The following is a 19,300-nucleotide window of genomic DNA, read 5'->3' as shown; positions in this document are numbered from 1 at the left end:
GTGGGGGCAAAGCGGTCTTAGCTAAATGAAAGACCCTTTGCCTTGGCTACGGCTGCATCGCCACTATTCTACTCCTGCCCTGCCCACGAGTTTCAAGGGCCGGAGCCGACGTGACGGCCCAGCGGGGTAGATTTTCAGTAGTCCCGCAGCCGGACAATCAGGCGATCAAGGTTGCGAGGCGAATCGCCCCCAAGGCAAATTCCAAATTGAATTCGCGCTTGACGCTGCGCGCCTCGTCCGAACGCGCATGCTTCTCGGCCTCGCGAGGGCTCGCGCCGTCATGGATACTACGGAAGGTTTCGGCACAACCGAGTTTTCCAGATGGAGCAGATCCCTTCGGCAGTTCATGATCAACGCCGTGCAAAATGCTGCGTGAGGCAAGGGCCACTCAGGCGTTCAGCACCTTGCCGTAGGCGTCGAGCACGCTTTCCTTCATCATTTCGGAAAGCGTCGGATGCGGGAAGACCGTGTGCATCAACTCCTCCTCGGTCGTCTCCAGGTTCATGGCGACGACAAAGCCCTGGATGAGCTCGGTCACCTCGGCGCCGACCATGTGCGCGCCGAGGAGCTCGCCGGTCTTCTTGTCGAAGATCGTCTTGATCATGCCCTGATCTTCGCCGAGCGCAATCGCCTTGCCGTTGGCGCCGAAGCTGTAGCGGCCGACGCGGATGTCGCGGCCGAGTTCCTTGGCCTTCGCCTCGGTAAGCCCCACCGAAGCGACCTGCGGGTCGCAATAGGTGCAGCCCGGGATCTTGCCCTTGTCGAGCGCATGGACGCCGGGGACGCCGGCGATCTTCTCGACGCAGATCACACCCTCGTGCTCGGCCTTGTGCGCCAGCATCGGCGGACCGGCGACATCGCCGATCGCGTAGATGCCGGCGACATTGGTCCTGCCGTAGCCGTCCGTGACGATGCAGCCGCGACTGGTCTCGACCCCCAGCGCCTCGAGCCCGAGGTTTTCGATATTGCCCTGGACCCCGATGGCGGAGATCAGGCGATCCGCCTTGATCTCAGTCACCTTGCCGTCCTTCGTCTCGACATGGGCGGTCACGTCATTGGCGCCCTTCTCGACCTTCGTCACCTTGGCATCGGTGAAGATCTTCAGGCCGCGCTTCTCGAGCTGCTTGCGGGCGAAGGCGGAGATTTCCGCGTCCTCGACCGGCATGATCTGCGGCAGGAGCTCGACGACGGTGACGTCGACACCCATCGACCGGTAAAAACTCGCGAACTCGATGCCGATCGCGCCTGAGCCCATGACCACCATGGACTTCGGCAATTCCTCAGGCTTCATCGCCTCGAAATAGGTCCAGATCAGCTTGCCGTCCGGCTCGATGCCGGGGAGCGCGCGCGGCCGCGCGCCGGTCGCAATGATGATGTGCTTGGCGGAGTAGGTGCCCTCGCCCTTGACGCCCTTCGGCACGGGGTTCTGCGGCTGCACTGCCGGCTTCGACGGCGCTGCGACGACGATCTCGCCGGGTTTCGTCAGCTTCGCCTCGCCCCAGATCACGTCGATCTTGTTCTTCTTCATCAGAAAGGCGACGCCGCCGGTCAGCCGCGCCGAAACCGCCCGCGAGCGGGCAACGACGTCCTTGACGTTGGCGGTCATCTTGCCTTCGAGCGTCAGGCCATAGTTCTTGGCGTGATTGGCATGGTCGAGGATTTCGGCGGAGCGCAAGAGCGCCTTGGTCGGGATGCAGCCCCAGTTGAGGCAGATGCCGCCCAGGTGCTCGCGCTCGACGATCGCCGTCTTCAAGCCCAGCTGCGCCGAGCGGATGGCGGTGACATAGCCGCCCGGGCCCGAACCGATGATGATTACATCGTAAGACATGAGCATTCCTTGAAAAAAAAATTGGGGGACCCGCCTCGGCTCGACTGCGCCGCGACAACGGTCCCCCATAGTTGGGAGGAGACTAGACCAACACGCTCAATGGATTCTCGACGAGCGCGCGGAACTTCGCGAGAAGCTCTGCGCCCAGCGCACCATCCACGGCACGGTGGTCCGTGGACAGTGTCACGCTCATAACAGTAGCAACGCTCAATTCCCCGTTTTCGGTTACGACCGGCCGCTTCTCTCCGGCGCCGACCGCCAGGATCGTGGAGTGTGGGGGATTGATGATCGCGGCGAATTCCTTGACGCCGTACATTCCGAGGTTTGACACCGCTCCCGTCCCGCCCTGATATTCGCTGGGCTTCAGCTTTCCTGCCCTTGCACGCACAGCCAAGTCCTTCATCTCGTTCGAGATGGTCGAAAGGCTCTTTTGCTCCGCCTGGCGGATGATAGGGGTGATAAGTCCACCCGGAACGGAAACCGCGACTCCGACATCCGAATGGCTGTGGCGCACCAGATGCTCGTCCGTCCACGACACGTTAGCGTCCGGAACACCCGCGAGGGCTAGTGCGTAGGCCTTGATGACGAGGTCGTTCACCGAGAGCTTGTAGGCCGGGACGCTCTCGACCAGCGGCGCCGCAGCATTAAGCTCCGCACGCAATTTCAGGAGCGCATCGAGACGGCAGTCTGCCGAAAGGTAGAAGTGCGGAACAGTGCTCTTGGCTTCGACGAGCCGGCGGGCGATTGTCCGACGCATGGAGGTGTGCGCCTGAAGCTCGTAGGACCCATCGGGAAAATGCCGAAGCGCATTCTCACCTGAGATGTTATCGCCAGCCTCCGATCTCGGGGTGGGCTCCGCCTGTACCCCGGCATCGGCAACACTGTTCGAGGTCGCCAGGACATCGGCACTGACAACGCGGCCATGCGGGCCGCTGCCGTTCAATGTGGCAAGATCCAGTCCGCGTTCCCTCGCGAGGCGCCGTGCGAGCGGCGTGGCGCGGACCGCGCTTTCCGCTTGCCGTTCAACAGCAACGTCTGCGGCCGGCGCCTTTCCTTCGGACACCACCGGCGAGCGTTCGACGGCCGCCGGCGCCGTAGGAGACACGGCGGTCCCGTCGACGGCCTCTCCCTCGGCATAGATCCACGCGACGGCCGAGCCGACTGGGATATCCACGCCTTCCTTGCCGGTCACGTTACGCAGGACCCCGCTTGCCGGCGCGTCGATTTCCATCGCCGCCTTGTCGGTCTCGATCTCGAAAAGGACGTCGCCCTCCTTCACGGCATCGCCCTCGCCGAAGAACCACTTCGAGATCTTTCCCGTGGCCATGTCCATGTCGACCTTCGGCAAAATGACTTCGGTCGCCATGTCTATCGCACTCCCCTGACAAGGCCGCGGGCCGCATCGACTATCTCCGGCACCTGCGGGACGGCAGCCTTTTCCAGCTCGGGGTTGTACGGGATCGGCGTCTCGGACCCGCCAAGGCGCAAAATCGGAGCATCGAGGTAGTCGAACGCCTCGCTTTCGGCGATCATCGCGCTGATCTCCGCGCCGACACCAAGCGTTTTCACGCCTTCATAAACGCAGATCAGCCGGGAGGTCTTCTTGACGCTGGCGACCACCGTTTCCCGGTCGATCGGGCGGATCGAGCGAAGATCGATCACTTCCGCGCTCACGCCCTCGCCGGCAAGCACTTCCGCAGCCTCGAGGGCCTTGTGAACCATGATCGAGGTTGCGACGATCGAAACGTCGCGCCCTTCCCTGCGGACCTCCGCCTTGTTGAGCGGAACCGTGTAATGTCCCTCAGGAACCGGCCCCTTCATCTTGTAGAGCAGCTTGTGCTCGAAGATCATCACAGGATCCGGATCCGCCACGGCAGCAAGAAGCATTCCTTTCACGTCATGCGGCGTAGCCGGCTGAATGACCTTCAGCCCCGGCACGTGGCCGAGCCATGCTTCCAGGCTCTGGCTGTGCTGTGCGGCAGCCCCGGTTCCGGAACCGGCGGGGAAACGCATGACGAGTGGAACGGACACCGCCCCACCAAGCATGTAGCGCATCTTGGCCGCCTGGTTGACGATCTGCTCCATTGCGAGCGCGGCGAAATCGGAAAACTGGAATTCGAAGATCGGCCGCAAGCCGGTGACCGCAGCGCCGACGGCGACACCTGCGCCGCCAAGCTCGGAAATCGGGGTATCCATGACGCGGTCGGGACCGAAGCGGTCAATCAGATCGCCCGTCACCTGAAAGGCGCCGCCATAGACGCCGATATCCTCGCCCATGAGGATTACGCGCTCATCCGCTTCCATGGCGATCGCCATGGCTTCCTGGATGGCTTGGGAGTAGCTGATTTCTCTGACTGGCGCGTTCATGTCATGCCTCGAACGTGTAGACGTTGTCAGCGAGGCCATCGATAGCCGGCATCGGGCTCACCTTCGCGAATTCGATGCCAGCGTCGATTTCCTGCTGCACACTGCCGCGGATCGCCTCTAGCTCGTCCGACGTCGCGATGCCGAACTCGAGCAACTGGGCTTCGTAGCGCTTGATCGGATCGCGATTGGTCATCCAGTCGTCGATCTCGTCCTTCGTGCGGTAGCGATTGCGGTCGCTTTTGGAATGTCCGCGATACCGATAGGTCTTGCACTCGATGAGCGTCGGTCCGTCGCCGCGGCGGGCCCGTTCAACCGCCTCATGCGAGGCCTCCGCGACCTCCGACAGTACGTTGCCGTCGACAATCACACCCGGCATGGAGTAGGCGGCCGCGCGATCGGCGACGTTGGCGACCGCAGTCGAGCGTTCGGTTGAAGTCGACATGCCGTAGCCATTGTTTTCGCACACGAAAATGACCGGCAGCTTCCAAATGGCCGCCATGTTCAGCGCCTCATGGAAGGCACCCTCGTTGTTCGCGCCGTCACCGAAGAAGCAGACGACAACCTTGCCCGTGCGGAGCCGCTTTGCGGTGAGGGCCGCGCCGACGGCGATCGGAAGCCCGCCCCCGACGATCCCATTCGCGCCCAGGTTCCCGGTCGACACATCGGCAATGTGCATCGAGCCGCCGCGGCCGGCACAATAACCGGTAGTCTTGCCAAAGAACTCTGCGAACATCCGCTTCACATCGGCGCCCTTGGCGATGCAGTGGCCGTGGCCGCGATGGGTAGAGGTTATCTGGTCCTCGTTGACAAGAGGCATGCAGATCCCCATCGCGCTCGCTTCCTGACCGATGGAAAGATGCATCGTCCCGTGAATGAGTCCGCGCATATAGCACTCTTCGGCACCTTCCTCGAACCGGCGAATGAGGTGCATCTTTCGGAGCGCATCGAGAAGCTGCTCGCGTTCGTATTGGCGGTAGATGAAGGGCAGATTGCTGGTCTCTTCTACTTGCATTGCCCGGGCGCGTCCCGACATGATCAAGCCTCCTCTCCGTAAACAAGCGCATCCTGGCGCGCGCGGAGTTCCGCAATGCGCGAGCCGGGCGCAACCGACGCGTTCTGATTGGTAATGAGCTCTCCTTTACGGATCGGCTGCGTGACGGTACCGCCCTGAAGGAGGCCGCACGGGATTGCAGAGGAGGACCGAGCCTCCGGCGCCGTCATGATCCAGGCCCGATAGCAGTACTCACCGATAGCATCGAGCTTTTCGCCGGGCGCAAGGTCCTTCTTGGCGACCGCGCAGACTTCCGCAACCGGGGTCGAGAGCGGCACCATGTCCGGCTTACCGTAAAGCACGACACGCGCACAGGTGAGCGGGACCTCAAGTGACGTGAGGTGATAGGGGCGATGGAAGGTGAAGTAGGGCCCCTTGCCCATCTTGAGGTCTTCCATGCGCTCGGATATGCGCGGATGCGACATGTCGGCGACAACGAACACGCCCGGCGCCACGCCCTTGCCGATGGAGTAATCGACCACACCCGCCTTCGAGAGGACGCCACCGTCCTTCTCCGGGACCAGGACCGAGGAAAGCTCGTCCAGCGTGGCCGCTGGGCCGTGCATGCCCGGCTTGTCAGGGACCAGTCCCGTGGCATTCGCGATCGCGGCCATTTCAACCATTGTCTTGGAACCGTCGACGAACTCCACGAGCATCCGGACATTCATGTTCCGGCGCGCGGCCTCCTCGGCATAATCGCCTGGAACAGCATCGACGTTCAGCGGATTGTTCTTGCCCTTGCCGGCCGCAACGATCGGATGTCCCATGGCCGACACGAACTCGATGAGCTCAATGCATGAAGACGGCTCGTCACCCGCCCCGAGCGAGTAGGTCACGCCAAGACGCTCGGCTTCGCTCTTGAGATAGGCGCCGATCGTTACATCGGCCTCAACATTCATCATCACCAGATGCTTGCCGTGCTCCATGGCGGCGAGACCGATCTCGGCGCCGACTGCGGGAACGCCGGTGGCATCGATGACCACGTCGATAAGGCCACTGTTGAGAATGTTGGCCGAATCCGCGGTGATCGCGACCTTGCCGCTTTCAATGGCGGCGTTCAGGTCCGTCGAATTGGCCGCGTCGCGATGATGACCGTCGGCTTGGTAGGCAATGTCCACTGCAGCGCGCGCGCGGGCTACGTTCAGATCGCAAATCGCGCCGATTTCGATGCCTGGCATGTGGGCGACACGGGTCACGATGTCAGTGCCCATTTCTCCACTGCCTACAAGGCCTACACGGATGGGCCTTCCTTCCTCCTCGCGTCGCATGAGGTCCCGCGCAAGGCCTGTTGGCGCAACATTGATGGGCATTTCACTCCTCCCGATATCCGCTGTCAGCAATGTAGGTAATGTACATTTGTTATTTCGTCAATATGTTTGTTCTCAATCGAAGGCAATGACCGCGCTCGGGCGAAGCGCCTTCGCCGCAAGAATCCGGATATCAAGGAGTTAAACTTGGAGCTCGGGAATACTCGCGCGCTCCTTTTGTGGATGGCATCAAATTTGACCGGCGCTGGTATCAGCAGACGCGTTCAGGCATCCGCGACACCGGCAGCACAGCGGCAGGCGTGCCATTTGGCACGCCTGAGCGCCCGTCGGGCTTCGCCTGAAACTACCGATGCTTTGATCGCTATCGCGATCCGAATTTTATGCAAAACGATGGGACGCCCATGCAAGGATGCTAACGCCGGGTCAACGCAGACAGATCAGAACAAACAACCTAGTCATATAAAAAATGTTCCCATGAGTGGAGGCGAAGCGTTACGCCAAACGGACGCCGCGCCTCCTCCGGGACCTATATGTCGGTCCGCCCAGCCGCCGACAGCAACGCCTTTGCCGTTTGCTCATCGGTTACGAAAGTGGTCGGCTTTATGGTGGCGAGAGAGGCGAGCAGCGCGTGCAGTTTTTCCGGCCCGCCCGAGATCAGCACACGCTCCGGCGTGCGACGCAAGCGATCAAGATTCACCGAGATCACGCGGGAATTAACCTCGTGATCGATCAAGTTGCCCTGCTTGTCGATGAAGTTGTAAAGGACGTCGCCGACTGCGCCCGCGTCGATGAGGGAGCGGCGGTCAGCCTCGCTCAAATAGCCCGTGCGATAGCTTGTTGTGAGGGCCGAAATCCCGCCGACGGACAAAAGGGCAACGTCGAGCTTGTCCGCCATCTCAAAGATTGCCGCAAGCCCACACCTCTCGAGCAGAGCATGCTTGGTTTCCGGACTGTCGACCACCGCCGGCGCAGGAACAAGGAATCCCTCCCCCATGAATAGTTCCGCGAACTGCCAGGCAAACTCGGCTGGATTGAAGCGCCGCGCCGCAGAAATGCCCCCCAACAAGGAGACGACGCGGAAGTCTTCGAGAGTGGCGCCAGCAATGAAGGGCAGCGTATTGTAAAGGGTTCGGCCCCAGCCCACGCCGACCACCATACCCGATTTCATCATCCCCGATATGAGCGTTCCGGCGGCAGCGGCGATAACTTTCGTGGGGTCTCCGTCGGGGTCACTGAATGGCGCGACGATTGCCCGCGTGACCCCGAAGGCGATCTCAAGCTCCCTTTCGAGCGCCACCATGTCTGAGAGCGGGGACGAAATGGAAACGCGCACCTCATTCCGACGCCGCGCCTCTGCCAAGAGTCGGACGACCATCACGCGATTGATGCCAAGCTGTTTGGCAATGTCGTTCTGCGTGTAGTTCTCCACGTGATACAGCCACACGACGCGAGCTCGCAACCTCTCAGACTCGCTCTGGGCCATCACAACTGGAGACGTGATCTGCATTTTGCGTTCCTCATTGGTTCTACAGGCGTTGCGGTCGATAGCACACTGCCGTCGCGATTTCACCTCCTCCTCCTGGTGAACACGACGGAGTCCAAATACAGGCGGCCCATCCGCCAAGCCGGGGAGGCGCTCTATCGTCCGACCTGCCGCCAGCACCTTCGCCTGCGTTGCTGCCCCCACCGAGCGCATTTTCGCACATATTTGCATCTGACACCATCGATGTTCGCATACGGAAGGTCATAAGGCGGAAAAATTGGTTGACATCCAGCCGCAGTGAACACATTGTATTTTTGGTTGGCAATTGTTCTTCCCTTACGGAGCGAGGAACGCCGCCGCAAGGGCACGGAATGGAGGCCGCGCCAAAACAGTCTTGCCTCCATGGGCATTCAACTGGTTAGCTAATATTCGGGAGGAACAGCTAATGACTATCTTGAGTACGGGTGTGTCGCGTCGCAAGTTTCTGCGGCAGACCGCAATTTTGGGCTTGGCCGCCGGTGCGGCCTCCAGCCTGAGGCTTCCGGCCTTCGCCCAGTCCGACCTTCCGGATGTTCAGTCCATTCTCGATAAAATCTCGGTTAAGGACTACGTGCGGGAGGACTACCGCAAGCTCTACTCAATGTCGGACGAGCCGTTGTGGGACCCGGCAAAAGACTGGATCAGAACGGTCGATTGGGAACAGGTACGTTCAGAGCAAGCAGGTAAAACCGTCCGCTTCGCCGTCGGAGCGGCAGACCAGGAGTCCGCGGCCGAGGGTCTCAAGCCGTTCGAACAGCTGTCCGGCATCAGGGTGGAGCTTGTTCCGATCCCGGACGATAGCTTCTACGATAAGGCGGTTGCCGAGTTCATCTCAGGCAACGCTTCCTTCGACGCGCTGCAATTTTTCTCGGCGTGGCTGGGAGATTTCGCCGGTCCGGGCTTCCTGTACGATGATCTCGGCGAGTTCGCCGAAAAGTGGAAGCTCCCGCTTGACGACTTCTACGACACCTACCGCCTCAATTACGGCTATTTCGGTGGAAAGCTCGTCGGCATTCCGTTCGATTGCGATATTCAGATGGTGCACCTTCGCAAATCGATCATGGAGAAGATCCTTGGCGGACCGATCGATCGTGCGAACTCCGTTCCGAGTTATGACGAGCTCATCCGCATCACCGCCGAAGCGAATAAACTCGGCGGTGGCGTGTCGGGCGTCGGCCTGATGGCGGCGCGTGGCTTCTGGGCAACCTACACTTGGGAGCACATCGCCGCGCAGGCCGGGTTGAAGCTCTTCGACGACCAATGGAACCCCCAATTGACGAGCGATGCGGGGATGAAGGCCATGGAAATCATCATGGCGCTTCAGAAGAACGCGATCGAGGGCGTCTCAGGCGCCGGCTGGGGCGAAAACCGTGCGGCCTGGCTCGGCGGCCAGGTTGCTGCCAATATCAGCTGGCAGGACAGCGGCACGCAGGCCATGCGCCCGGACCAGTCGAAAATCGTTGATGATTTCGTGACAATTTATGAGCCGCGGATTTCGGGCGGTGTGTTCGCTCCGCCGAACATCGCAGGCTCGACATCTTGCGTCGCTGCAACCTCGCAGAACCCCGAAGGCGCCTTCCTGATGCTCGCCTTCCTTACAACCTCCTCCATCATGGCCATGAACGAAGCAAACGCCAACGGCGTGGCGCCCGGCTATCGCTCCGTATTGGCGAACGAGCGGCTAAGAGCGGTCAGCCAACCTGCTAAGGTCTGGGCGGATAGTCTTGAACATGCCTGGTGCGCGCCCCGTCTTCCGGGCATGTTCGAGATGGAACAGGCTCTCGGCAACGAAATTAACCGCGCAGTTACTGGCCAGATCTCCGCCAAGGAAGCTCTTGAGAACGGCCAAACGGCTTGGAAGAGTATCATGGAGAAGAACGGCTTCTCAGGCGGCAGCGGCCCCGTCGCTTATGCGGACGTGGCACCAGGCATGTATGTTGGTGGCGGCAAGGCTTTGCCGTTCTAAGTCCATGGCACATCTATCTCAAAAACTTGAAAAGGGAGCGGCAAAAGCCGCTCCCGCTGCGGCGGTGTACTCGGTCCGCCGCCCTCGCTCGGCGGCCGCTAAGAAGATGTTTCCCTATCTTCTTGTCGGGCCCGCGGTCCTGTACCTGCTTGCGATTACGCTCTACCCGGGCCTGTTCGCGATGTATCAGAGCCTTTTCGTCGTCAAGTTCGTGAACTGGTCGTGGGCCGGCCTCGGGAACTACACGCGGATCGTTCAAGATCGGGAATTCTGGGCTGCACTGGGAAACACCGCAATTATCGGCGGCCTGTCGTTGTCCCTCCAGACAATCATAGCAATGACAGTTGCGTTCTTTTGCTACCGCGATCCATTTGTGCGCGGCTGGCGGATCATCTTCCTGATGCCCATGCTGTTCATGCCGTCGGCGGTAGCATTCATCTGGAAGCTCGCCTTCAACGACGGCCGCGTGATTTCCGATCTGCTGATGTCGCTCGGACTGGCGTCGAACAATGTCGACTGGCTGTCATCCGTATGGCTGGCACGGCTTACGCTCATCGTTGCCGATGTCTGGCAGTGGACACCATTCCTCTTCATCATCTTTGTCGGCGCCCTCCAGGGCCAGGACGAGGAAATTGAAGAGGCTGCCCGGCTCGACGGAGCAAGCTGGTCGAGCATCTTCTGGAACATCTCGCTTCCGATGATGCGGCCGATAATCGTCGTGGCGGTAACGCTTCGCGGTATCGATATCACGACGATGTTCACCAATGTCTACATTATGACCCAGGGCACGCCCGGCGGCGCGACGGAGACAATGAGCTACTTCATCTATCGCCAGGGCTTCCGGATGTTCAACTTCGGTTATGCATCCGCCGCCTCTGTCCTCATGCTCCTCATCACGATTGTCGTCGCCCAAACGATCGTCAAGCGTGCATTCAAGTCAGGAAAGTCGTGAGATGGCCAGCATTCGCAAATCCGGTGGCGACAACCTTCTCGTCCGCTACATCATCCTCGTCAGTTGGACGTTGGTCTGCGTGGTGCCGATCCTGTGGTTCCTGACGATCGGCTTCCGCCCGCGCACCGAAATCATTGTTCCAGAACCCATTTACTGGCCGACTTGGAGCCTGGATGCATGGCGCCTGCTTGTAAGCGATTGGCCCATCGCGCTCTACCTGCGAAACTCGGTTGTGGCCGTAGCGGGATCCGTCGTCATCGACCTTGTTCTCGCGATCCCGGCAGCCTTTGCGCTTGCCCGGTACGAGTTCAAGGGGCGCGAGGATATCGGCTTCTACATTCTTTCCACGCGGATGATGGCCCCGGCGATCGTCGCTGTGCCGATCTTCTTCCTGTTCAGGAACATCGGCCTGCTCGACTCCGTCTGGGCGCTCATGCTCATCTACGCGGCCATCAATCTCAGCCTCGTGACCTGGATCATCCGTAGCTACATGCTGGATATCCCGAAGGAGCTCGAGGACGCGGCTCGGACCGACGGCGCAGGTGACCTGACCATCCTCTGGGAGATCATGATACCGGCCTGTCTGCCCGGCATCATCACCGCGGCGGTCATCGCAGCCATTTTCGCCATCAACGAGTTTCTCTTCACACTCCTCATCGCCTCGACGTCGAAAGCCTACACGATGTCGGTTGCGCTCGCCAACTTTACCGGCGGCTCCGATGGGGTGATCTACAACGCAATCGCACTCGTCTCGTTCATCGCCTTCGCGCCGATCCTGATCCTCGTGATCCTGATCCAGAAGCATCTTTCGCGCGGACTGACGATGGGTGCCGTGAAAGGATAAGCCATGGCTTCCATTCTGCTCAAGAACGTCGTCAAGAGCTTCGGCTCGTTCGTCGGCGTACAGGACATGAACCTCGACGTCGTTGATGAAGAATTTCTGGTGCTACTGGGTCCATCCGGTTGCGGGAAAACGACGACCATGCGGATGATTGCGGGACTTGAACACCCGACGGAGGGCGAGATTCGCATCGGCGGCGCGCTGATGAACGACATCGACGCCCGGGATCGGGACGTGGCCATGGTCTTTCAAGGCTATGCCCTTTATCCGAACATGTCGATCTACGAGAACATCCGCTTCCCGTTGAGGATGCGTCAGGTGCCGAAGGCAAAGCACGACGACCTCATCCGCCGCGCGGCGGAAATGGTCGAACTGGGTCCTTTCCTGGATCGCAAGCCCGGCGCGCTTTCCGGGGGACAACGGCAGCGCGCGGCGCTCGCGCGCGCAATCGTACGCCAGCCGCAGGTGTTCCTGATGGACGAGCCCTTGTCCAATCTGGACGCGAAGCTGCGCGCCAGCATGCGCGTCCAGATCAAGCATATGCAACGGGAACTGAAGGTGACCACCGTTTACGTCACCCACGACCAGATCGAGGCGATGACGCTGGCTGATCGCATCGTGATCATGAACAAAGGCGTCATTCAGCAGATCGGGACCCCGGACGACATCTATTCGAACCCGGCCAACACCTTCGTGGCGGGCTTTATCGGTTCGCCGCCGATGAATCTCATCGCCGGCACGGCGCAGAACGGCACCTTCTCAGCCGCGGGCGTTAAGGTTCCCTGCCCTGCTAGTCTCTCCGGAAACATCACGCTTGGTATCCGTCCGGAGGACTGTCAGGTTGGCGGAGACAACCTTCAGGGGCAGGTTTACGGGGTGGAGCCGACGGGCGACATCACCTACCTCACGGTGCGCACGGCGAACAAGAACATCGAGATCAAGGCGGGGCGTGAATTCCGCGCGCCGATCGACAGCGCCATCGCGGTGGGTTTCGATACAACTCGCCTCTACTTCTTCGGCGAAGACGGCAATCGAGTTGGGGTGAAATGATGTCGACGACGTTCGATCTCAGCTGCGTGGGCTTCTACACCTTCGACGCTCTTTGCCGGCCCGTCACCAACATACCGCCGGGTGGCCAGACGTATTTCGTGGAGGACTACACGCTCGCGGTCTCGGGTGCGGCGGGATCTGCCGCCATTGTGGCCGCCAAATACGGCCTGCGCGTCCAGGCGGTCGGAGGTGTCGGGTACGACGACATGGGAGACTGGGTTCGCATGAAGCTCAGCTCATACGGCGTGGACATCCGTATGATGCAGCGCTGCGAGGGCTTCTCGACCTCTTCCTCGATCGTGACCACGCGTCCGGACGGCACGCGTCCGGCTCTGCACAAACGGGGCGCCACGGACTCATTCTACGTATCGGATTCAGACATCGATGGATTGCTGGACACGAAAATCCTGCATATCGGCGGCGTTGGCCTCATGAATCGCATGGATGATACTGGCAGGACGGCGGAACTGATGTCAGAGGCGCGCCGCCGGGGCGTGATCACCACTCTTGACGTATTCGCCTCAACGCCGGAAGACCTTCCGAAGGTGGAGGCCCTTCTTCCCTACACCGACTATTTCCTCCCATCTGAAGAGGAGGCCAAGGCGCTATCGGGGTTAACGGAGAACCGCGACCTTGCCCATTTCCTGCTGAGTAGGGGTGCCGGGTGTGTTATCCTGACGCTTGGTGCCGATGGGGCCTATTACCTCGACCAGACGGGCCTGGAGTTCCATTCTCCAGCTTTCCAGGTTGAGGTAAAATGTACGTGCGGATGTGGAGATTGCTTCAATGGCGGATTCGCCACCGGTCTCGTCAAGGGGCTCTCTCCCTATCACGCCGTCGAGCTCGGCCAAGCGTCTTCGGCGCTGAACGCGACCGGTCTCGGGAGCCAGGCGGGCGTTTCAAGTTACGAGGCGACGCGACGATTTATTGAGTCCACTCCGAGACGCGGAGGAGTTATGTTTGCGGAAGCCGGCGTAGCGAAAGCGATGCAATAGTGTCATGGGGGTAGGTCATGGGAGTGCGGCCACAATTCACTCCAGATGCAGCGCAACTGAAGGACGCGCTGCGTGGCTTGCGGTATGCTTTCTGGAGAGGATGTGACGCGGTGCAGGGGACGGCGCCGACGAAGCTTCCTCCCCCTGCCTCGAGGATAGCGCTGACAGCGCTTCGGGAAATGGGGCTGCTCGCCCGCAGCGTCGACCAGATGCTAAGCAGCGTCGTCCATACGGTTTTCGGCGAGGTGACGCTTGGATCTCACAAGCTCCAGGACATGATGGTCCCCGGCGGAAAATCAGAGGAGTTCTCTGCTGTCTTCTACGAGACGATGAAAATCGTCCTTAGCCACTTGGGCGCCAGCAGGGCGCTTGTCAGCCAGAGCGCCGGGAGAAAAGCCTTTGGCCAGGTCACGTTGCGCGACGCGCCCGAGCAGTTCGCCGCGCAACTGGCCCTCCAGCTTCTCAGGGAAGAGCCTGTCCGGATCGATTATCTGGACGCCCATTCCCCCGTCTCAAAGGAAACTGTCGCGCAGGTTGCTGTTTTTTCCGTTCTGCTGTACCTGCTCTCGGACCGCGAGAGCGGAGACTACGCGAAGATGATCCAAGCCGCGACCGCTCTGGCAACCGCGCTTCAAGACGAGATTTTGCAGGCCTTTCGGACGCAGAACGGAGCTGTGCTGTCTTCGCTCTTTGCGAGGTACGCGGCCCATGTTTGATCTTCGCCAGTTAATCTCAAATCTGCCACCGACGAACAAGCCCCTGCGGATCGCCGCCAGACAGCTCCACTGGTTCAGAACGGCGTTCGAGGCGCACGCTCAACTGTGCGGCGAGCTTATGGGATGTCGTTTTCAGATCGATGAGTTGAAACTTGCGCGTGCCTTTGTCCGTTGGCTGAAAAACATAGAGCAGCAAAGGCCGGCTCAGAAAACCGAACGCCGCGAGTTCTTCGATTTTGCTCCGTCGCTCATGCTGAGCGAACTCATTGCCGAGATGCCCCTTATTGCGACCGCGCCTCGGCAGCACGTCGGTCCCGGACCTGCCGCCGAGTTTTGGCCCGAAGGCTATGTCGCCACGACGTTCTGCCTCACCGTCTACGCGGCGACAATCGATCAGGAATTTCACGCGGAGATCAAGATAGACCAGGTAATCGATGACCTGCGAAGCTGGTGGTCTTTCCGGGAGAATGCCAACGAGGATACAAGCTATGCGGCTGGTTTCTTCCAGAAGGTGCTTGGCAACGAGCCAAACTGGGCGATGCCGGCAAACTTTGCGGCCCGCCGCCACAATCCGGGGTGAAGAGGGGCTGATCGCAGAGCAAGGAGGCTGGTTGCAGAGTGGTCTTTCTGTTGGCGTACGGTCCGGCCGACTCGCCGAAAACCGGAGGACCTTTTGACTGCAGCTGCGCCGACAAACGTTTAGCATCATCATGCCGCCGATGAGGCACCGGATCTCCTCGCCGACCCTTGCGCTTAACCACTCACCCCCGCTGACGGCTGTGTTGTTGAGCAACATCAGCCCTCGCGTCTGCCATGTAAACGCGGAAAAAACTGCCGTCTTTGTAAAGCAGAGCTTACGTCAATCCCACGTGCATCGGGCGCGTCGCGCATAGGCCGGGCACCCGGATTTGCGACTCCATGTCCGCTGTTGGGCCAAAACACGTCTTCCGGCAATCGGCTTGGCGACAACCGCTTAGTCCGCAGTGCCGAAATAGACGGTGCTCGCCCGAACTTCTGTTCACCACACGGAGCAGTCAGGTCCTGCGATAAGACCGGCATGCTTCATGCCGATCTCGAATACTGAGCTTTAGAAAGGCCAGAAACCAGCAAGATAGGCCGCGGTATCATTTAGCCAAAGCATCGTGTCACGATACCAGGCCACGACTGATTCATAGACTTCCTGGAAGAAGGCCAGAAACATGGAGACGATGAAGATGAAGGCAAACACCTTCCCCAAGCCATCCTCTTTAGTGGAGTCGGTCTGGATGACGTATTGTTGCCGGTTATCGTTGAGCATGTTCCCTTAACGGTCCCGATCGTCGCGGTCGCGTTCCCTCTGTTGCATCTGTTCCCGCTCCAGCTCCTCGAGTCGGGGAATATGCTGTTGGGCGGGGTCGGTCCGTGTCGTTTCTCCGCTGCGCTGAGCGGCTTCCTTATCTTTATTTAGACGATCTTGCAGGCGATTTGTAGCATCGACCGTGGACGCCAGCTCGTGAGCGTCGCGCGTGTCGTTGTCGATCGGCTGCCGATCCGGCTCATCACGACCCTCGCGCCGCTGCTCGGCAGCATCCACATTCGCCGGCGCCTTGTCCTTTTCCTCGACTGGCCGATCGCCGTCGCGGTCGGGCGCGGATTCCGGATCGAAATCCCTGTATATCTCGGCCCATTCTGCGTCATGGTCCCGCGGCGTCGGCTCTAGGATATTGAACTTGGTATCAACGGTAATGCCACTCTTTCTGAGCTGACCCACTTGTGCGGCAACGCTGTCCAGATGGCTTTCGTGCTCTCGTTTATCCCTCTCAATCGAAGGCTCGTACTCAATGCCACTCATCTGGTCCGACGCAGCTTCCTCTGGATCGTAGCCGTAGTCGGTTTCTGTCCGCGAAAGATCGAGAACATCGCCCGGTCCAAGCTTGTCAAGTTGGGCATTCATGTCCGCGAGGAATTGCCGTTCGGCATATGCCTCGTTTCGGGTCGCATAGCTGTCCTCGGAAATGTAGTGTGGGGAATCCTGATCGCTAAGGCGCTCACTCAGGCGGTCAATCCGCTCGGATATGACCGTCTGCACTGCTTTGATGACGTCTGCGCGCCTGTCATCTTGTCGGTCCTGCACTTCGGCTTGTTTTTCCGCGCGTTCAATGGCCTGTCGCAAATCCGGCTCCTGCTCGGCAACTTCTCTGAGGTAGCTGTTTCCTTCGACAGCCAAATGAGCAGCCCTTTCCATTGCCTGCTGAAGGCCGGCTTGCATCCCGTCCTTGCGGTCGGCGGAAAACTCGCCGGCCTCGGTCCGATCAAGCCCCTCTCGGTAGTGCTCGATTTCGATCATCGCCTCGTTGCCGTCGACAACAGCCTCGCCGTGCTTAGCAACCGCGGCGTCCCGCTCGTCGTTGGCCGGATCACGCGGGTCGCTGCGAGGCGCTTCGCCACCTTGCTCCGCCAACGCCTCCTTGCGCTGCTCGTAGAGGTCCACCAGCTCACGCTTCTGATTGACGAAATCTCGGGCCAGGCCGGCTATCTCGTCAAAGTCCGCCCGATCGTCTGCCGAGACCGACCGCTCCAACTTGAACAAGGCCGTCTCGACCTTCTTCTCGTAGGTCTCAAACTCTGCTCGTGACATTTCGCGCAATTCCTGACCCTCCAAAACCATCTCCTGCAATGTAGCCAAATGGATGCGGAAGTTCGATCCAAAATCCGCGCCAATGACAGTGCCGCTCGTTTCCGTCTGCGCTGTCGAAACGCTTGATTCTAAATAGTGTTGATGCTGCATGGCATAGGCCACGGTCTGACGATCACCACCCGCCAGAGCGACCTTCTGCCACGATTCCTGCACCTTTATGATGTACTGTCGGCTCCGATCGCTCTTCGCGACCGTGCGTCGGCCGCTACGCTTGGCGTCGTATCGCGCCTGCGCAGCCTCGCTCGTCCCGACATGCTCTGTGCGGCCTTCGCGGCTCACCGGCCGGACTTGGGTGCGCGTGAATGCCGGCGGGGTGGCAAACTCGCGCCGGTCGGTCATCTCCATCTGAATGCCGTGCTCCCGCGCCTTCTCTGCCATCACCGATCGCCATTCGCGAAACACGGCAGGCGTCGTCTCGATGCGATCACCGGAATCCGATTTCATCGCCACGATCGCATGGGCATGCACATGCGGACGCTTCCCCCCCTCCCCCGCCTCTTTCGGATCGCTAGCCGGATCGTGCATGGCGAAGACATACCGGTGGCCAGCAAACTGATGCGCCAGGAAGTCGCGAACCGCGGCTTCGAACGCGGCAACGTCGGTTCCGGCCCGAGCCGACATGATGACGTGCATCACGTCGCGGCTCTTGCGGCTGTGAAGCTCGCCGCGCCATTCTTTCTGCACCAGGTCGCCCGCGACCTTCTCATTCGCTATCAACTGGCCGCGATCGTCGCGAACGTCGTCATGCCGATCGACCAGCCCACGCAAGCGGCTGGCGCCGAACTCGACGCCATTTCCGTAGCCATGAAAGGAGAACTTCGCCGCAGCCTCGCCCGCGGCCGCGCTGGCGTCGTATCGGCCCTGGATGATGCCGGCCGCCTTCACGTCGCCCGTTAGCCGCTCCCCCTGTCCGCTTCGCAATACGACAAGCCCCTGAACGGTCACGGAGCCGCCGTCATTTTTCGCGATCGCATAGGCATAGCGCCGGTCGCCAAAGCCGCTCGTCAGGGTGCTTCTCACCTGCTCGTGCAATGCCTCGTCCGATGCAAAGCCGGACGCTGCGATTTCGACGGAAAAGCTCCCAATGTCGCGACTTTCTGCGCGGTTCTGAAAAAGGTGGTCCCAATCGCCACGGATGCGCGCCAGTTCCTCCCGCCCCTCGAGGATCCTGCCGCTTTCATTCTCCACCTTCAGCTCGCCGCCACGGGACACATAATTCAGCATCGCACCGACCCGAGCACCGCCGCCATAAGACGCCATTTTGACGACTGCCGGCTGGCTTCCCTTTGCGATGGCCGTTAGCCGCGCCTCCATCGGTCGGGCGGCCGTTGTCGCCGGCGTCGCCTGCGCTCGAGGAGCCGCCCTGCCCTTCGATGCAGATCCACGTCCACCGGGTGCGCCACTTGAGCCTTCGCCGCCACCTGTAGCGCCGAGTTGAGCCAACTGCTTCAGGCGCTTTCGCATCTCTTCTTCTGCCGAAGCGCCTCGCCCGCCAGACGACATTTCGTGCAGCAGCGCTGCGCGCCGCTGCTCCCATTCGCTGGTGAACGCGCCAAAGAAGATTTCCAAAGGCTACTTCTCCCCTCGACGCTGATAACCAGCTCGCCGCGTCAGCGCACGCAGCTCGCTCATCACGGCCGCTTGAACCCGCTGCACGTTCTCAAGATTGATGTCCAATTCGCTCGGGTGGACACCACGGCCGCTGTTGAGCGCCCTCGCAACCTGGTTCAGGTTGATCCCGATCATCCGCATGTCTTCGAGAAGAGCCGCCATGACCAGGCGGTCATCGCGGGTCAACATCGGCCGAACCCCTGCCCCCTCCAGAAGCAGCGACCGGAAAAAGCTGGATACCGTCATGTCGGCATCCTCAGCGGCCTTCTCGATCGCCGCATGTTCGTCACACGTGACGCGGACATGCACAGTGCGATCCTTCTTCGCCGGCTCGAGAAGAGCGTTGAATTTCCCCTCATCCATTTGGCCGTTGGCCCCCTACTGACGCTTGCGACAATGATCGAGGGCTCGTCCCTCGATTGCAGGAAAATGGCGTAGCACATTTTTCCGTATCCT

17 protein-coding genes are annotated in these 19,300 nt (G+C 60.5%); 7 read left to right on the top strand and 10 right to left on the bottom strand.

The window, feature by feature from the left end; translation table 11 throughout:
• Positions 1-157: 157 nt before the first annotated feature.
• From J2Z31_RS25710 to J2Z31_RS25680, 7 genes are all read right to left on the bottom strand, one after another.
• Complete coding sequence (locus J2Z31_RS25710; RefSeq protein ID WP_209606057.1) at positions 158-388, bottom strand: hypothetical protein; 231 nt, start codon at positions 386-388, stop codon at positions 158-160.
• Positions 389-1,834: a dihydrolipoyl dehydrogenase gene (gene lpdA / locus J2Z31_RS25705; RefSeq protein ID WP_209606055.1), complete on the bottom strand. Its 1,446-nt coding sequence runs from the start codon at positions 1,832-1,834 to the stop codon at positions 389-391.
• A gap of 76 nt (positions 1,835-1,910) precedes the next feature.
• Entirely contained in the window at positions 1,911-3,194 is a 1,284-nt protein-coding gene (locus tag J2Z31_RS25700) for a dihydrolipoamide acetyltransferase family protein (RefSeq protein ID WP_209606053.1), read from the bottom strand.
• 2 nt (positions 3,195-3,196) lie between these two features.
• Positions 3,197-4,195 (bottom strand): alpha-ketoacid dehydrogenase subunit beta, encoded by a 999-nt coding sequence (locus J2Z31_RS25695; protein WP_209606051.1) that lies wholly within the window; start codon positions 4,193-4,195, stop codon positions 3,197-3,199.
• Between the two features lies 1 nt (position 4,196).
• Positions 4,197-5,228, bottom strand: coding sequence for a thiamine pyrophosphate-dependent dehydrogenase E1 component subunit alpha (locus J2Z31_RS25690; protein WP_209606049.1), 1,032 nt, complete (start codon positions 5,226-5,228; stop codon positions 4,197-4,199).
• 2 nt (positions 5,229-5,230) lie between these two features.
• A complete protein-coding gene (locus J2Z31_RS25685; protein WP_209606047.1) occupies positions 5,231-6,556 on the bottom strand; it encodes an NAD(P)H-dependent oxidoreductase in 1,326 nt (441 codons plus the stop codon).
• 484 nt (positions 6,557-7,040) lie between these two features.
• Positions 7,041-8,021 carry a sugar-binding transcriptional regulator gene (locus J2Z31_RS25680; RefSeq protein ID WP_209606045.1) on the bottom strand — a complete coding sequence of 327 codons (981 nt, stop codon included), beginning with the start codon at positions 8,019-8,021 and terminating at the stop codon, positions 7,041-7,043.
• Between the two features lie 301 nt (positions 8,022-8,322).
• Here J2Z31_RS25680 and J2Z31_RS25675 point away from each other — a divergent pair, with 301 nt between their 5' ends.
• From J2Z31_RS25675 to J2Z31_RS25645, 7 genes are all read left to right on the top strand, one after another.
• A complete protein-coding gene (locus J2Z31_RS25675; protein WP_234939660.1) occupies positions 8,323-10,002 on the top strand; it encodes an ABC transporter substrate-binding protein in 1,680 nt (559 codons plus the stop codon).
• A gap of 4 nt (positions 10,003-10,006) precedes the next feature.
• Positions 10,007-10,954 (top strand): carbohydrate ABC transporter permease, encoded by a 948-nt coding sequence (locus tag J2Z31_RS25670; protein ID WP_209606042.1) that lies wholly within the window; start codon positions 10,007-10,009, stop codon positions 10,952-10,954.
• A 1-nt stretch (position 10,955) separates the two neighbouring features.
• On the top strand, positions 10,956-11,798 hold the full coding sequence (locus J2Z31_RS25665; RefSeq protein WP_209606040.1) for a carbohydrate ABC transporter permease: 843 nt from the start codon (positions 10,956-10,958) through the stop codon (positions 11,796-11,798).
• Positions 11,799-11,801: 3 nt separating this feature from the next.
• Complete coding sequence (locus J2Z31_RS25660; RefSeq protein ID WP_209606037.1) at positions 11,802-12,845, top strand: ABC transporter ATP-binding protein; 1,044 nt, start codon at positions 11,802-11,804, stop codon at positions 12,843-12,845.
• Positions 12,845-13,840: a carbohydrate kinase family protein gene (locus J2Z31_RS25655; RefSeq protein ID WP_209606035.1), complete on the top strand. Its 996-nt coding sequence runs from the start codon at positions 12,845-12,847 to the stop codon at positions 13,838-13,840. Before J2Z31_RS25660 ends, J2Z31_RS25655 begins: the two co-directional genes overlap by 1 nt.
• A gap of 110 nt (positions 13,841-13,950) precedes the next feature.
• A complete protein-coding gene (locus tag J2Z31_RS25650) occupies positions 13,951-14,556 on the top strand; it encodes a hypothetical protein (protein WP_328243647.1) in 606 nt (201 codons plus the stop codon).
• Positions 14,549-15,136, top strand: a complete 588-nt coding sequence (locus J2Z31_RS25645) for a hypothetical protein (RefSeq protein WP_209606032.1) — start codon at positions 14,549-14,551, stop codon at positions 15,134-15,136. Before J2Z31_RS25650 ends, J2Z31_RS25645 begins: the two co-directional genes overlap by 8 nt.
• A 507-nt stretch (positions 15,137-15,643) precedes the next feature.
• On the opposite strand, the gene J2Z31_RS25640 is transcribed toward J2Z31_RS25645, so the two are convergent.
• Genes J2Z31_RS25640 through J2Z31_RS25630 form a run of 3 tightly spaced genes read right to left on the bottom strand, consistent with a single transcriptional unit; the run spans position 15,644 to position 19,207 of the window.
• Positions 15,644-15,853: a hypothetical protein gene (locus J2Z31_RS25640; RefSeq protein WP_209606010.1), complete on the bottom strand. Its 210-nt coding sequence runs from the start codon at positions 15,851-15,853 to the stop codon at positions 15,644-15,646.
• 6 nt (positions 15,854-15,859) lie between these two features.
• On the bottom strand, positions 15,860-18,802 hold the full coding sequence (locus tag J2Z31_RS25635; protein WP_209606008.1) for a conjugal transfer protein TraA: 2,943 nt from the start codon (positions 18,800-18,802) through the stop codon (positions 15,860-15,862).
• Between the two features lie 3 nt (positions 18,803-18,805).
• Positions 18,806-19,207 carry a plasmid mobilization protein gene (locus J2Z31_RS25630; RefSeq protein ID WP_209606006.1) on the bottom strand — a complete coding sequence of 134 codons (402 nt, stop codon included), beginning with the start codon at positions 19,205-19,207 and terminating at the stop codon, positions 18,806-18,808.
• Positions 19,208-19,300: the final 93 nt, after the last annotated feature.

It is taken from the genome of Sinorhizobium kostiense, from assembly GCF_017874595.1.
Classification (GTDB): Bacteria; Pseudomonadota; Alphaproteobacteria; order Rhizobiales; family Rhizobiaceae; genus Sinorhizobium; species Sinorhizobium kostiense.
Note: the sequence above shows the minus strand (reverse complement) of the source record. Positions and strands in the feature narration are given on the sequence as shown.

What these genes read in the sequence shown, in the direction of transcription:
- lpdA (WP_209606055.1), bottom strand. Translation starts at nt 1,834, where the DNA reads ATGCTCATGTCTTACGATGTAATCATCATCGGTTCGGGCCCGGGCGGC.
- J2Z31_RS25700 (WP_209606053.1), bottom strand. Translation starts at nt 3,194, where the DNA reads ATGGCGACCGAAGTCATTTTGCCGAAGGTCGACATGGACATGGCCACG.
- J2Z31_RS25695 (WP_209606051.1), bottom strand. Translation starts at nt 4,195, where the DNA reads ATGAACGCGCCAGTCAGAGAAATCAGCTACTCCCAAGCCATCCAGGAA.
- J2Z31_RS25690 (WP_209606049.1), bottom strand. Translation starts at nt 5,228, where the DNA reads ATGTCGGGACGCGCCCGGGCAATGCAAGTAGAAGAGACCAGCAATCTG.
- J2Z31_RS25685 (WP_209606047.1), bottom strand. Translation starts at nt 6,556, where the DNA reads ATGCCCATCAATGTTGCGCCAACAGGCCTTGCGCGGGACCTCATGCGA.
- J2Z31_RS25680 (WP_209606045.1), bottom strand. Translation starts at nt 8,021, where the DNA reads ATGCAGATCACGTCTCCAGTTGTGATGGCCCAGAGCGAGTCTGAGAGG.
- J2Z31_RS25670 (WP_209606042.1), top strand. Translation starts at nt 10,007, where the DNA reads ATGGCACATCTATCTCAAAAACTTGAAAAGGGAGCGGCAAAAGCCGCT.
- J2Z31_RS25665 (WP_209606040.1), top strand. Translation starts at nt 10,956, where the DNA reads ATGGCCAGCATTCGCAAATCCGGTGGCGACAACCTTCTCGTCCGCTAC.
- J2Z31_RS25660 (WP_209606037.1), top strand. Translation starts at nt 11,802, where the DNA reads ATGGCTTCCATTCTGCTCAAGAACGTCGTCAAGAGCTTCGGCTCGTTC.
- J2Z31_RS25655 (WP_209606035.1), top strand. Translation starts at nt 12,845, where the DNA reads ATGTCGACGACGTTCGATCTCAGCTGCGTGGGCTTCTACACCTTCGAC.
- J2Z31_RS25645 (WP_209606032.1), top strand. Translation starts at nt 14,549, where the DNA reads ATGTTTGATCTTCGCCAGTTAATCTCAAATCTGCCACCGACGAACAAG.
- J2Z31_RS25640 (WP_209606010.1), bottom strand. Translation starts at nt 15,853, where the DNA reads ATGCTCAACGATAACCGGCAACAATACGTCATCCAGACCGACTCCACT.
- J2Z31_RS25630 (WP_209606006.1), bottom strand. Translation starts at nt 19,207, where the DNA reads ATGGATGAGGGGAAATTCAACGCTCTTCTCGAGCCGGCGAAGAAGGAT.